12 protein-coding genes are annotated in these 12,989 nt (G+C 72.6%); 5 read left to right on the forward strand and 7 right to left on the reverse strand.

Features of this window, described 5'->3' with window-relative positions; translation table 11 throughout:
- Window positions 1-3: 3 nt before the first annotated feature.
- The 5 genes from ACOJV7_RS10855 to ACOJV7_RS10875 form a co-directional block, all read right to left on the reverse strand.
- Entirely contained in the window at window positions 4-1,461 is a 1,458-nt protein-coding gene (locus tag ACOJV7_RS10855) for a sensor histidine kinase (RefSeq protein ID WP_420190161.1), read from the reverse strand.
- Window positions 1,461-2,174, reverse strand: a complete 714-nt coding sequence (locus tag ACOJV7_RS10860) for a response regulator transcription factor (RefSeq protein ID WP_420190162.1) — start codon at window positions 2,172-2,174, stop codon at window positions 1,461-1,463. Before ACOJV7_RS10860 ends, ACOJV7_RS10855 begins: the two co-directional genes overlap by 1 nt.
- Window positions 2,175-2,258: 84 nt before the next feature.
- Window positions 2,259-2,891 carry an LURP-one-related family protein gene (locus tag ACOJV7_RS10865; RefSeq protein WP_420190163.1) on the reverse strand — a complete coding sequence of 211 codons (633 nt, stop codon included), beginning with the start codon at window positions 2,889-2,891 and terminating at the stop codon, window positions 2,259-2,261.
- Between the two features lie 246 nt (window positions 2,892-3,137).
- Complete coding sequence (locus ACOJV7_RS10870) at window positions 3,138-4,772, reverse strand: DNA repair helicase XPB (protein WP_420190164.1); 1,635 nt, start codon at window positions 4,770-4,772, stop codon at window positions 3,138-3,140.
- A gap of 6 nt (window positions 4,773-4,778) precedes the next feature.
- A complete protein-coding gene (locus tag ACOJV7_RS10875) occupies window positions 4,779-5,588 on the reverse strand; it encodes a hypothetical protein (RefSeq protein ID WP_420190165.1) in 810 nt (269 codons plus the stop codon).
- Window positions 5,589-5,673: 85 nt separating this feature from the next.
- Here ACOJV7_RS10875 and ACOJV7_RS10880 point away from each other — a divergent pair, with 85 nt between their 5' ends.
- Entirely contained in the window at window positions 5,674-6,609 is a 936-nt protein-coding gene (locus ACOJV7_RS10880; RefSeq protein WP_420190403.1) for a hydroxymethylglutaryl-CoA lyase, read from the forward strand.
- 204 nt (window positions 6,610-6,813) lie between these two features.
- On the opposite strand, the gene ACOJV7_RS10885 is transcribed toward ACOJV7_RS10880, so the two are convergent.
- Window positions 6,814-9,099: a helicase-associated domain-containing protein gene (locus ACOJV7_RS10885; RefSeq protein WP_420190166.1), complete on the reverse strand. Its 2,286-nt coding sequence runs from the start codon at window positions 9,097-9,099 to the stop codon at window positions 6,814-6,816.
- Between the two features lie 42 nt (window positions 9,100-9,141).
- Here ACOJV7_RS10885 and ACOJV7_RS10890 point away from each other — a divergent pair, with 42 nt between their 5' ends.
- Window positions 9,142-10,050: an aldose 1-epimerase family protein gene (locus ACOJV7_RS10890; protein ID WP_420190167.1), complete on the forward strand. Its 909-nt coding sequence runs from the start codon at window positions 9,142-9,144 to the stop codon at window positions 10,048-10,050.
- Here ACOJV7_RS10890 and ACOJV7_RS10895 read toward each other — a convergent pair.
- Window positions 10,037-11,302 carry an MFS transporter gene (locus ACOJV7_RS10895; RefSeq protein WP_420190168.1) on the reverse strand — a complete coding sequence of 422 codons (1,266 nt, stop codon included), beginning with the start codon at window positions 11,300-11,302 and terminating at the stop codon, window positions 10,037-10,039. The two genes, ACOJV7_RS10890 and ACOJV7_RS10895, sit on opposite strands and share 14 nt — an antisense overlap.
- Before the next feature lie 168 nt (window positions 11,303-11,470).
- Between ACOJV7_RS10895 and ACOJV7_RS10900 the strand changes: the two genes are divergently transcribed.
- Genes ACOJV7_RS10900 through ACOJV7_RS10910 form a run of 3 tightly spaced genes read left to right on the forward strand, consistent with a single transcriptional unit; the run spans window position 11,471 to window position 12,923 of the window.
- Window positions 11,471-11,875 (forward strand): cold-shock protein, encoded by a 405-nt coding sequence (locus tag ACOJV7_RS10900; RefSeq protein ID WP_420190169.1) that lies wholly within the window; start codon window positions 11,471-11,473, stop codon window positions 11,873-11,875.
- Window positions 11,875-12,612 (forward strand): DUF3027 domain-containing protein, encoded by a 738-nt coding sequence (locus ACOJV7_RS10905; protein ID WP_420190170.1) that lies wholly within the window; start codon window positions 11,875-11,877, stop codon window positions 12,610-12,612. The genes ACOJV7_RS10900 and ACOJV7_RS10905 overlap by 1 nt, the downstream gene beginning before the upstream one ends.
- Window positions 12,613-12,620: 8 nt before the next feature.
- Window positions 12,621-12,923: a DUF2530 domain-containing protein gene (locus ACOJV7_RS10910; RefSeq protein WP_420190171.1), complete on the forward strand. Its 303-nt coding sequence runs from the start codon at window positions 12,621-12,623 to the stop codon at window positions 12,921-12,923.
- The last annotated feature ends 66 nt before the right edge of the window (window positions 12,924-12,989 follow it).

Raw genomic sequence — 12,989 nt, forward strand, 5'->3', positions numbered from 1 at the left:
ACCTCAAGGGGCGCTGGGCCGACCCTGTGAGGGCGCTGTGGGAATCCGGACGACGAACGTCGCGCCACCGCCGGCGGTCTCCTGGACCCCGACGCGACCTTTGTGGGCACCGACGATCGCGGCGACGATGGCGAGTCCGAGGCCGTTACCGCCGCCGGTCGTGCGACCACGCGACGGGTCGGCGCGATAGAACCGCTCGAAGACGCGATGCGCTGTGCCAGAAGGGATTCCGTCACCGTGGTCGCGCACCTCGAGGACACCTTCGGAGCCGTCGACGCCGACCGCCAGCTCGATCGGTGTGCCCGGTGGCGTGTGCCGGACGGCGTTGGCCACGAGGTTGGTGACGACCTGCCGGAGCCGCGACTCGGACCCCCAGACGACGGTCGCGTCAAGTGGACCGCCGAGGCCGACGAGCGAGATGCGACGCGCCTGCTCGCGGGCTCGTGCGTCCGCCGTCGCGTCGGCCGCGAGGACGGTGAGGTCGACCTCGCCCATCGACGCGGTGGGCTCCTCGTCGAGCCGGGCGAGGGTGAGGAGGTCCTCGACGAGACCGCTCATCCGCCCGGACTCGGACTCGATGCGCTCCATGGCGGCCCGTGTGTCCTCGGGGTTCGAGATCGCGCCCTGGCGGTGCAGCTCGGCGTAGCCACGGACCGTGGCCAGCGGGGTGCGCAGCTCGTGGCTCGCGTCGGCGACGAACTGGCGCATGCGGTCCTCGGACGCCTCGCGCACGGCGAACGACGACTCGATCTGGGCGAGCATGGCGTTGAGGCTGCGCGACAGCGAGGTCACCTCGTCATCGGCCTGCCGCACTGGAATTCGTCGGGTGAGGTCGCCACCGGCGATGGCCGCGGCGGTGTCCTCGATCTGGGTGAGCGGACGGAAGGCGCGGCGCACGGCATACCAACCGAGGAGGGCCGACCCCGCGAGGACGACGGCGCTCAGGACACCGGTGGTGACGAGGAGCCGCGTGACGGTCTGCTTGACGGAGCGCAGCGGGACACCCACCGCGAAGGTGCCCTCCCTGCCGTTGACGGTGCCCGCGATGAACCGCCACTCCATGTCGCCGTCGACGGATCCGACGGTGAAGGGCCGGCCCTTCATGACCAACGGGTCGTCGAGCTCCAGTCGGGGGACGTCGGGGTGGCGCTTCTCGGTCGTGGGGTTGACGCTCATCGTGTCGCCGTCGACGGGGAAGAGCACGAACGCGTAGTTCGTCGGCTTGGCGTTGTTGCCCCGGCGCAGGTCGTCGAGTGCCTGTGTCGCAACGGGTTTGGCGACCCCACGAAGCTCGGTGTCGACGCGGCCGACGAGGTCACGCCGCATGAGGTAGGCCGTGGCGAGGTTGGAGACGAGCAGCGCCGCCGCGAGGACGATGAGGACGATCGCGACGAGGCGGACCCGCAGCGGCATCGCCTCGAGCCGCCGGACGACGGCCTGGGGTGCCGGAGCCGAACCCATCAGGTCTGCGGCGGGAGACGCAGGACGTAGCCGACACCGCGCTTGGTGTGGATGAGCGGCGGGAGGCCCTCGGTGTCGATCTTGCGGCGGAGGTAGGAGATGTAGGACTCGACGATGCCGCTCTCGCCGCGGAAGTCGTACTCCCACACGTGGTCGAGGATCTGGGCCTTCGACAGCACGCGGTTGGGGTTGAGCATGAGGTAGCGCAGCAGCTTGAACTCGGTCGGGCTCGTCTCGATGACGCGGCCGGCGCGGCGGACCTCGTGGCTGTCCTCGTCGAGCTCGAGGTCCTCGAAGCGCAGCGAGGCGCTGTCGTCGAGCTCGCCGCGCGTGCGTCGCAGGACCGCGCGGATGCGGGCGACGACCTCCTCGAGGCTGAACGGCTTCGTCACGTAGTCGTCGCCGCCGACCGTGAGGCCCTTGATCTTGTCGTCGACGGAGTCGCGCGCGGTCACGAAGACGATCGGCACGTGGCGACCGGACTCGCGCAGCTTGCGCGTCACGTCGAAGCCGTCCATGTCGGGCAGCATGACGTCGAGCACGCACAGGTCGGGGTGCTGGGCGTCGGCGAGCCGGACGGCGTCGGCGCCGGTGGCCGCGGTGACGACCTCGAACCCCGCGAACCTCAGGGAGGTCGCGAGGAGCTCACGGATGTTGGGCTCGTCCTCGACGACGAGGAGCGTGGCCTCGGGGGTTGCTGGGTTCGCGCTCACGAGTCCAGTCTGACGGCGGAGTCTGGGAGTTGTCTGGACGTGTGCCGTGCACTCGCCCTGACGTGCCGCGTCCCCGAGGCTCCCTCAGCGGGACTGGAGGGCGTCGAGGGCGACGGCCATGGCCGCGCCCACGCGCCAGTCGAGGGCGTGTCCGTCGACCGGGGGAAGGTTCACCTCGTAGACGTCACGCAACGCGGGCTTCTTCGTGCTGCTGAGGACGACCTGTCCGTCGGGCAGGGTGAAGTCGAAGTGGAAGAGGAACGGCACCGGGATGTCGCCGATGACCGGCACGAAGTCCCAGACGCGCCGCACGATCGCGACCGTGTGGTTGCGCTCCTGGCCGAGCGAGGTCCGTCCGGCACCGTCGGTGAGGTGCCACGTCGAGCGGAGCAGCGACTTGCCGAAGTCCTTGCGGAACTGGCCGATCGGCGCGCCGGACGCGTCGGTGACGTCGTAGGTCGCACCGAGATCCATCCGGGTGCGGGCCTTGAACCCGAAGACCGGCTGCGACTTGCCCGCGTCGGCGAAGAACGTCACCTGCTCCTTGAAGGCCAGCCGCTTCTGCTCGGCGAACGCCCAGAGGCCGACCTCGGTGCCGTCAGGGCCCACGCCGTGGATCTCGTAGCGGTTGACCATCATCGTGAGCTTCTGGCGGACCCGGAAGCGGGTCGGCGAGGCGGTGGGCTCGATCGGGGTGCCCTGCGGCGGCTGCGTCATGCGCGCCACTCTCACACACTCCTGCCCGATCCCGTATGCCGTCCGCTCCCCTTCTCGTCGGGTCGCGCCAGACGTCTCCTTCGCCGCAGTCCATCCGCCTTCGCGCGCTGCGCGCACTCGCGCGCCCACGCAGAGCGTGGGACCCGCCGCCAGACCCAGCCAGCGGCGAACGAGACGTCAGGCGCTCCCGTGGCCGTTGGCTCACTTTTCCGTGCGCCTCTCGCGCTGCGCGTGGGTTCGTTCTGGTCAGAGGTCGGTGGCGTCGATGATGCGGTAGGCGTAGCCCTGCTCGGCGAGGAAGCGCTGGCGGTGGGCGGCGAAGTCGGCGTCGACGGTGTCGCGGGCGACCACGGTGTAGAAGTGCGCGGTGCGGCCGTCGCCCTTGGGGCGCAGCACCCGGCCGAGGCGCTGGGCCTCCTCCTGGCGCGAGCCGAAGGTGCCGGACACCTGGATGGCGACGCTGGCCTCGGGCAGGTCGATGGAGAAGTTCGCGACCTTGGAGACGACGAGCAGGCTGATCTCGCCGTCGCGGAAGGCGCCGTAGAGCCGCTGCCGCTCGGCCACCGACGTCTCGCCGGTGATGACGTCGGCGCCGAGACGGTGGGCGAGCTCGTCGAGCTGGTCGAGGTACTGCCCGATGACGAGGGTCGGCTCGCCGCGGTGACGCTCGACGAGCTTCTCGACGACGGGCAGCTTCGCGTCCGAGCAGGAGGCGAGGCGGTAGCGCTCGTCCGGCTCCGCGACGGCATACGCCATCCGTTGTCCGTCGGGGAGCGTGACCCGCACCTCGACGCAGTCGGCGGGCGCGATGTAGCCCTGCGCCTCGATGTCCTTCCACGGCGCGTCGAAGCGCTTGGGCCCGATGAGCGAGAAGACGTCGGACTCGAGGCCGTCCTCGCGCACGAGGGTCGCGGTGAGCCCGAGGCGTCGCCGGGCCTGGAGGTCGGCGGTCATCCGGAAGATCGGCGCGGGGAGCAGGTGGACCTCGTCGTAGACGATGAGGCCCCAGTCGCGGGCGTCGAGCAGGTCAAGGTGCGTGTAGGTCCCCTTCCGGCGGGTCGTGAGCACCTGGTAGGTGGCGATCGTGACCGGGCGGATCTCCTTGCGCGCGCCGGAGTACTCGCCGATCTCGTCCTCGGTGAGGCTCGTGCGGCGGAGCAGCTCGTCCTTCCACTGCCGCGCCGACACGGTGTTGGTGACGAGGATGAGCGTCGTCGCCGACGCCTTCGCCATGGCGCCGGCGCCGACGAGGGTCTTGCCCGCGCCGCACGGCAGCACGACGACCCCTGAGCCGCCGTCCCAGAAGCCGTCGACGGCCTGCTCCTGGTAGGGCCGCATCGACCAGCCGCCGGTGCGGTCGAGGTCGATGGGGTGGGCCTCCCCGTCGACGTAGCCGGCCTCGTCCTCGGCGGGCCAGCCGACCTTGAGCAGCTCCTGCTTGAGGTGGCCACGCTCGCTCGGGTGGACGACGACGGTGTCCTCGTCGATGCGGTCACCGATGAGCGGTTTGATCCGCTTGTGCCGCAGCACCTCCGTGAGCACCGCGCGGTCGGTCGTGCGAAGGACGAGCCGGCCGTCCTCCTTGAGCAGGGTGAGCCGGCCGTAGCGGGCCATCGTGTCGGCGACGTCGACGAGCAGGGCGTGCGGCACGGGGTAGCGGCTGTGCGTCACGAGCGCGTCGACGACCTGCTCGGCGTCGTGGCCGGCGGCCCGGGCGTTCCACAGACCCAGCGGGGTGATCCGGTAGGTGTGGATGTGCTCGGGCGCCCGCTCGAGCTCCGCGAACGGTGCGATCGCCCGCCGCGCCTCCGCCGACCGTGGGTGGTCGACCTCGAGGAGGAGCGTCTTGTCGCTCTGGACGATGAGTGCGCCGTCAGTCAAGGGACCTCAGTAGGAGTAGTCGGAGTCGTAGGTGCCGCCGTCGAACCCACCCGATGCGCCGATCGCGATGAAGACGATGAAGCCGATGACCGCGAGGGCGATGCCGATGGCGAACGCGATCCAGCCCCACTTGGTGAGGCGGCGCGAGCCCTCGGGGTCGGTCGAGTTCTTCGTCAGCGCCATGATGCCGAGGATGAGCGGGACGATGCCGGGGATGCAGCAGCTCACCAGGACGATGCCGGACAGGATCGTCAGGACGATGGCGCTCGTGTTCTGCGGGGGCGGGGCGCCGTAGCCGACCGGCGCTGCCTGCCACTGCCCGGGGGGCTGGTAGGGCGGGTAGCCGCCCGGCTGCGCCTGGGCGCCGCTCGCGGCATACGGGTCGTATGCCGGCTGCTGACCTGCATAGGGATCCTGCGGCTGGGGTGCCCCGTAGGCGGGGGGAGGCGGCGGTGCGCCGTAGGGCGACGGGGGCTGAGAAGCGCCGTAGGGGAACTGCGGCGGCGGGGGAGGCGTGGCGGCATACGGGTTCGCCGGCTGCCCACCGGCATACGGGTCGCTCTGGCCACCGGCCTGCGTGTAGGGAGCGTCGTAGCTCGGCCCCGGGGGTGCGGGCGGCACCGGCGGCACGAAGGGCTCGTCCGACGACGTCCCCGAGCCGGCGTCGGAGCCCTGCGGGATCTGCTCGGTCGGCGCGGAGGAGGGGGTGTCCTGATGGGACGCCGAGTCCGGCGAGGACGACGGCACCGTCCAGTCGGGGCTGGCCGTCGGATCCGAGTACTCCCCCTGCTGCGGGTCCTTGTCGTTCTCGCTCATGGGCGACAACGTACCTGCCGGGGTCGCCCCCGCTCCCACGGTCGGCAGGACTCGCCCACGCTGCGTGTCAGGATGAGGCATGAGCATGCGCACCCCGCAGGTCGAGCCGGACCCGACGCTCCCCGCGGAGATCACGATCTACGAGGTCGGCGCTCGCGACGGACTGCAGAACGAGAAGGCCGTGGTGCCCGCCGAGGTCAAGGCCGAGTTCGTCCGCCGCCTGGCCTCCGCCGGCCTCGGCACCATCGAGACGACCTCCTTCGTCAACCCGCAGTGGGTGCCGCAGCTCGCCGACGCCCCCGAGGTGCTGGGCCTGCTCGGCGACGAGGGCCGCGGCCCCCGCCGACCCGTCCTCGTGCCCAACGAGCGCGGACTCGACCGCGCCCTCGAGGCCGGCGTCGGAGCGGTCGCGATCTTCGGCAGCGCCACCGAGACCTTCGCGCGCAAGAACCTCAACCGCACCGTCGACGAGTCGATCGAGATGTTCCGGCCGGTGGTCTCCCGCTCGCACGACGCCGGCCTCTGGGTGCGCGGCTACGTGTCGATGTGCTTCGGCGACCCGTGGGAGGGTCCCGTCCCCGTGACGCAGGTCGTGGACGTCGCCGAGCGGCTCATGGACCTCGGCTGCGACCAGCTGTCGCTCGGCGACACCATCGGCGTCGCCACCTCCGGGCACGTGGCCCGACTGCTCGATGCGTTGCAGGACAGGGGGATCGGCGTCGACCGCATCGGCGTCCACTTCCACGACACCTACGGCCAGGCGCTGAGCAACACCCTCGTCGCACTCCGCCAGGGCGTCACCGTCGTCGACTCCTCCGCCGGCGGCCTCGGCGGCTGCCCCTACGCCGAGAGCGCCACCGGCAACCTCGCCACCGAGGACCTCGTCTGGGCGATGGCGGGCGCCGGCGTGCGCACCGGCGTCGACCTCGAGGCGCTGCTGGAGACGAGCGCGTGGATGGCGCGGCAGCTCGGCCGTCCCTCGCCCTCCGCCGTCGTCCGCGCCCTCACGCCCGCCGACTGACCCGGCACCGCGCGCACGGCGCCCGTCCGGTCGCCCCCGTCGTGGGGTCGCACCGGCCCACTACCGATTCGCCGCAGTCCATCCGACCTCGCGCGCTGAGCGCGCTTCGGTCTCCCGCCAGGCCCAGCCAGCGGCGAATCGGCAGTGGGCCTGCGCTCCTGGTCCGCCGCGCTGAGTACCTCGGGTGCCCGGGCCGGAACCGTGTCAGTCGGCGACGACGCCGGTGATGCGGTGGATCGAGAGGGTTCGCGTGACGCCCTCGCTGACGCCGGTGACGCGTCCACCGTCGAGGCGCTCGGGGTAGAAGAGCATGCGCTGCGTGCGCCCGACGCCGTCGGAGTAGCCGAGCCAGACGGGGCGGCCGTCGGCGATGGCCTCGCGGAGGACGGCGACGGAGGTGGTCGGGTCGTTGGCCGGGATCGGGGGACCGGTGCGGCCGCCGGGTGCGGCCGCGGCGCGGGCGCGTGCCTCGGACTCGGCAGCGCGAAGGCCGGCGACGAGCGAGGCGACCTGGGCCTCGTCCATGGCCTGGACGAGCGCGGGGTCGACGGAGCTGCGGCGGACGACGCGGCGCGCGGGCCGGGTCGGCACGGTGACCATGCCGGCCGCGGACTCGGCGACGGGGGAGAAGCCCTCTTCGCGCAGCACCTCGAGGACGACGTCGGGCCGCACCGGTGACGTGAGGACGGTCGGGGCGATGCGACGCAGCTGGAGGGAGGTGAGGCCGCGGTGGGCGAGCATGACGTCGAGCCCGGCCTCGTCCTCGCTGCGGATGACGGCGCTCACGCCACGCACGCGCACGGTTCCGTGGCGGCGGGCGACGTCGCGCACGAGGTAGTCGAGCGGCTGCGGCACCGGGGTGCGGCTGGCGTCGCGGAGCCCGGCGAGGATGTCCTCGCCGGTCCACCCGGTGTCGAGGCAGCGCCGGATCGAGGCCTCGCTGAAGCGGTGCACGGTCGCCCCGCCCCGGGACTCGACGTCGGCGACGAGGCGGAGGAAGGCCGCGAGCGAGCCCGTCACCGGGCCGGGTGCGATCGCGGTGAGGTCGGCCTGGAGGAGCACGGCCTCGACCGGCGCCGGCAGGTGCGGGTGGATCGACTCGGCGACCGGAGCGATCTCGCCGTCGGCGGCCAGCAGGGCGCGACCGGCGACGCTGAGCGCGCCGTGGCCGGTGACGCCGAGCCACGCGGCCTCGCGCAGGACGGCCTCGACGACGGCTTCGAGGGTCCGGGGCACGCGGCGCGGTCGGCGCCACCGGACGGCGGCTGCGAGGTCCTCGGCCGTCGGTGCGGTGCCGGAGGGTGCGGCGGCGAGCAGCTCGAGCACCTCGCGGCGCAGTGCCCGGATCGGTGGCCACTGGGCGTCGGCGCCGAGGGCGTTGACGACCGAGGAGGCGTCCGTGCGCGACCCGACGCGGTGCGGCGCTCGGGTGGTCGTGAGCCACGACTGCGCGAGGCGCGCCCACCGCTCACCGCCGGGTTCGGTCTGCCACACGTCGTACTCCGCCGTCGGCACCCAGTGCGGGTCCACCTCGCCGTCGTCTGCGACGAGGTCCGCGACGAGTGCGAGCTCCACCAGGTATGCCGTGTGCTCCGGTCCCGTGTCGAGGCGCGTCGCCGCGGACTTGAGGTCGCGGACGGCGAGGCCACCGGTGCGCAGGACGCGTGGTGGAGTCTGCGACCAGGTGTCGAGGAGCTCGTCGAGGAGGGCCAGCACCTCCGAGGCGGCGGCGCCGGCCGCGGCGTCGACGGCGTCGACCTTGCGCTCGGGCCCGGTGACCTGCGGTGGGTCGAGCTGCGCGGCGCGGTGGATGCGCCCCTCGCGCAGGGTGAGCGCGACCTCGCGGGGCAGGGCGACCTGGTCGGCGGCGACGGCACGGACGAGGCCACGGGCGAGCAGCCAGCGGGGACCGTCGTCGGCCGGACCGCGCCGGCCCGGCGCGTCCTCGGCGGCGACGATGCCCACCGACGGCCCCCAGGTGAGCCGGTCGAGGACGGCCCGGGCGCGGGGAGGGGCCTCGGCCACGGCGGCGCGGATCGCCTCCTCGTCGAGCGCGTCGCCACCCGGCAGGTCGTCGCCTCCCTGCCCGAGGCCGGCGACCGCGTCGCCGAGGACGTCCTTGGCGGTGCGCGTCACGACCGTGCCCTCGGGCGCCCGCCAGACGAGCGCGACCCGCCAGAGGTCGTCGAGCAGGCGGGCGGCCGTCGTGGTGTCCACGTCGCCGAGCGCGCGGGCGAGGTCGGCGGCGGTCACCGTCTCGCCGACCACCGCCGCGGCCTCGAGGGCCTGCAGGTGAGCGGTGTCGAGCCCGTCGACGGCACGCAGCGTGCTCGCCCGCGTCGAGCTGCGCGACGCAAGGGCAGTGAGGTCGCTCGGAGCCGGGCGTGCGAGGTCGGGCCGCGCGGCGAGCAGCGCGAGGAGCTCCTCGTCGGACCGTCCGCGGATGTCGTCGGCCAGCGAACGGCTCTGGCGGGGGAAGTCGGGCGGCACTGCACCACCGTAGTCCCGCGCCGCCGCGCGTAGATTCGCTCCATGAGCAACCAGAAGCCGTCACCCACCGGCGAGCAGTGGAACCTCTCGGTCGGCCGCGACGAGCTCGTCGTCGTCGAGGTCGGTGGCGGGCTGCGCTCGTGGACGCGCGACGGGGTCGAGGTGCTCGCCGGGTTCGACGCGGACGAGCCCTGCTCGAGCGGCCGTGGCCAGCAGCTCATCCCGTGGCCCAACCGCATCCGTGACGGCCGCTACACCGATGACGGCGTCGAGCACCAGCTCGCGCTCACCGAGGTCGACCGCCACAACGCCATCCACGGGCTCGTGCGCTGGGCGCCGTGGCGGCTCGTCGCCCGCACGGACACCTCTCTCACGGTGGCGCACCGCCTCTTCCCCGGGCAGGGCTGGGACTGGCACCTCGCCTCCACGACGACGTATGCCGTGTCGCCCGCCGGCCTCACCGTCACCGTCCACGTGGCGAACGTCGGGAAGGGGACCGCACCCTTCGGCTACGGCGTCCACCCCTACCTCGCCATCGGGGACGCGCCCATGGAGGAGGTCGAGCTCACCGTGCCCGCCTCGTCCTACATGGAGGTGGACGACCGGCTGCTGCCGCTGCGGACGAGTCCGGTCGACGACACGGCATACGACTTCCGTGACGGGCGAGCGCTCGCGGGTCACATGCTCGACACGGCCTACACGGAGCTGGCGGGCGAGGACGACCGCTGGCGGATCACGGTCGCGCCACCCGGCCGGGCCCCGGTCGATCTCTGGGCCGACGCGGAGGTCTTCCCGTGGGCCCAGGTCTTCACGGGGTCGGTGGCCGGGCGTCGTGGCGTCGCGGTCGAGCCGATGACGTGCCCGCCCGACGCGTTCAACTCGGGCACCGCGCTGCTCCGGCTCGGCCCCGGCGAGGCGTGGACCGGCACGTGGGGGATCAGCCCGAGGTGACGCCGTTCTCGGTCGGCGCGAGCTGACGCTCGAGGGCGACGATCGCCGCGGCCATGACGGCGAGGCCGCCCACCATCGCCCCGATGAAGGCGACGGGCAGGTCGTGCTCGAGCAGGAAGCCCGAGACGATCGGCCCGAGGATGGCGCCGCCCTGGAAGGCGCCGGCGTTGACGGCGTTGGCGCGACCCCGGACGTGGTCGTCGGCCATGTCGTTGGTGATGGCCGGGATCGCGATCTGCATGAAGATCTCGCCGAGCCCGAAGACGCCCATGAAGGTGACGACCGCGACAGACGCGAGCATCGCCGGGCCGAGCCCGGCCGTCGACAGGACGAGCCACGAGACGAGCCAGAGCACCACCATGACGAGGAGGCCGCGCGTGCGCCGGCGCCCGGTGACCGCCTTGAGCACGGTGAACTGCAGCGCGACGATGACGAGGGTGTTGATGGCGAAGGCGAACCCGATGACCTGGGTCGAGACCTCGCCCACCTGACGGGAGAAGGCGGGGAAGCCGGACTCGATCTGGCCGTAGCCGATGAAGGTGCAGAGGAAGGTGATGAAGGTGAGCCAGAGGACCGGCGGCCGCCGCAGGATGTCGGGGTAGCCGACGGTCGGGGTGTCCTCGGTGCGCTCGGCCCGCCCGTGCACGGTGCGCAGCGGTCCGAGGAGGAGCCCGAGCGGCACGAGCATGCTCACCGCGTCGGCGAGGAAGATCAGCGTGAAGGTCATCGGCTCGCGGACGTCGACGAAGAGGCCGCCGATGACGCCGCCGAGGCCGATGCCGAGGTTGACGAGTGCGAAGTTGACCCCGAAGTACTGCTGCCTCAACGGGCCCTCGACCACCGAGGCGATGAGCGCGTTGAACGCCGGCCATGAGACCCCGAAGTTGAACCCGAGCAGGACGAAGCCGACGACGAAGGCCGGGACCGTCGTCGCGAAGGCGAGGACGACGCAGCCGACGAGCTGGGCACTCGTGCCGGCGATGAGCATGCGGCGGGCGCCGATGCGGTCGGTGAGCGAGCCGCCGGGGCCGGTGACGCAGAGGGCGACGATGGCGATGAGGGCGAGCAGCGTGCCGGCCGTGCCGAGCCCGATGCCCCGGACCTCGTTGATGTAGATGACGGTGAACGGCAGCGTGAGGCCCCGGCCGAGGGTCTGCACCGCCACCGTCGACAGGAGCCAGCGCCCGGGCGTCGGCAGCTCGGCCCAGAACTGTCGCAGGCTCACCTTGGGGCGGGCGGTCTCGGTGCTCACCGGAGAACTCTCGCAGCCCGCACCGACACGCCCCAACCGACTTCTTGCGAGTTGGCGGGCCCGGGAAAGGCGTGCGCGCGGCGGACATCCCGGCAGATACGCTGTGCGGGTACGCCCGGAGGTGCGCGCGCCGCACTCCGGACCCACAGCAATCACATGAGGTGCCCCGTGCCGACTGGCAAGGTGAAGTTCTACGACTCCGACAAGGGCTTCGGGTTCGTCTCGACCGACGACCCGGCCGAGGGCGGCGACGTCTTCGTGCCCGCGAGCGCCCTGCCGGCGGGAGTGACGTCCCTCAAGAACGGCGCCCGCGTCGAGTTCGGCATCGTCGAGGGCCGCCGCGGCGCCCAGGCGCTGTCGCTGCGCCTCCTCGAGCCCGCCGCGAGCGTCACGGCCAACCGCAAGGCCCGCGACCGCAAGCCGGCCGACGAGATGGTCGTCATCGTCGAGGACCTCATCACCCTCCTCGACTCGGTGCAGAGCTCGCTGCGCCGTGGTCACTACCCCGACAAGGGCCACGGGTCCAAGGTCGCCCAGGTGCTGCGGGCCGTCGCCGACGACCTCGACGTCTGATGCCCGCCGTCAAGCACGACGCCACCCTCAAGGGTGCGGTCGACCTCGCCCGCGAGGCGGCCGAGTCGATCGCCGAGGCCGGCACCGTCGGCGACCACCTCGGCATGGAGATGGTCGAGGACCGCGTCGGCACGCACTACTTCGCCTGCACCGCGGGCGCCTACCCCGGCTGGCGCTGGGCGATCACCGTCGCGCGGGTGCCGCGCTCCAAGGTCGTCACCGTCTCCGAGACCAACCTCGTCCCGGGTGACGGCGCGCTGCTGTCGCCCGAGTGGGTCCCGTATGCCGACCGGCTGGCTCCCGGGGACATCGGCCCCGGTGACGTCACGCCCAAGGTCGACGACGACCCGCTGCTCGAGGCCGGCTTCGAGGCCACGGGCGACGAGGACGTCGACCGCGTCGCGCTCTTCGAGCTCGGCCTCGGGCGCGAGCGGGTGCTCTCGGCCGAGGGCCGCGACGCCGCCGCCCAGCGGTGGTACGACGGCGACCACGGGCCGAACGCCCCGGTCGCGCAGAAGGCGCCGGCACCCTGCTCGTCGTGCGGCTTCTTCATCCCGATGGCGGGTGCCCTCCGGTCTTTTTTCGGCGTGTGCGCCAACGCCTGGTCTCCCTCCGACGGCAGCGTCGTGAGCCTGGACCACGGCTGCGGCGCCCACTCCGAGGTCGACGTCGAGGCTCCTGAGCCCGAGGTCGTCGCACCGCCGGTGCTCGACGACACCCAGCTCGAGCGGGTCTGAGCGTCTCTATGGGCGAGCCGCAGGGGGCGAGCGAGCCGGGAGTGGACGGCATACGCCCGTCCGACGTGCCGGACGGCCTCGATGCGGAAGGGGTCGAGGTGTTGCGCGCCATGCAGGTGCCGACCCAGCGGATCATCGCCGTCGGACTCGCCCTGTGGGCCGTCGCCCTCGTCGTCACCCTGCTCGTGCCGGCGCTGCACGAGGGCGACCGGTCGTGGTGGCCGTGGGCCTGCGTCGCAGGGTTGGTCCTCGGCGCGATCGGCTTCGCCTACGTCCGCCGGGGTCGCGGCAACGCCCACGACGCCGGCTGAGCTGGCAACTCACCGCTCGACTTCTTGCGGAAAGGGGACGTTCCCGGAGCTCGAGAGCCCACGAGA

The sequence above is a fragment of the Knoellia tibetensis genome (assembly GCF_048606415.1).
In the GTDB taxonomy this organism is placed as follows: Bacteria; Actinomycetota; Actinomycetes; order Actinomycetales; family Dermatophilaceae; genus Knoellia; species Knoellia tibetensis.

Excerpts from the sequence above, each read along its gene's own strand:
- ACOJV7_RS10855 (WP_420190161.1), bottom strand. The coding sequence starts at position 1,461 with ATGGGTTCGGCTCCGGCACCCCAGGCCGTCGTCCGGCGGCTCGAGGCG.
- ACOJV7_RS10865 (WP_420190163.1), bottom strand. The coding sequence starts at position 2,891 with ATGACGCAGCCGCCGCAGGGCACCCCGATCGAGCCCACCGCCTCGCCG.
- ACOJV7_RS10875 (WP_420190165.1), bottom strand. The coding sequence starts at position 5,588 with ATGAGCGAGAACGACAAGGACCCGCAGCAGGGGGAGTACTCGGATCCG.
- ACOJV7_RS10880 (WP_420190403.1), top strand. The coding sequence starts at position 5,674 with ATGCGCACCCCGCAGGTCGAGCCGGACCCGACGCTCCCCGCGGAGATC.
- ACOJV7_RS10890 (WP_420190167.1), top strand. The coding sequence starts at position 9,142 with ATGAGCAACCAGAAGCCGTCACCCACCGGCGAGCAGTGGAACCTCTCG.
- ACOJV7_RS10905 (WP_420190170.1), top strand. The coding sequence starts at position 11,875 with ATGCCCGCCGTCAAGCACGACGCCACCCTCAAGGGTGCGGTCGACCTC.
- ACOJV7_RS10910 (WP_420190171.1), top strand. The coding sequence starts at position 12,621 with ATGGGCGAGCCGCAGGGGGCGAGCGAGCCGGGAGTGGACGGCATACGC.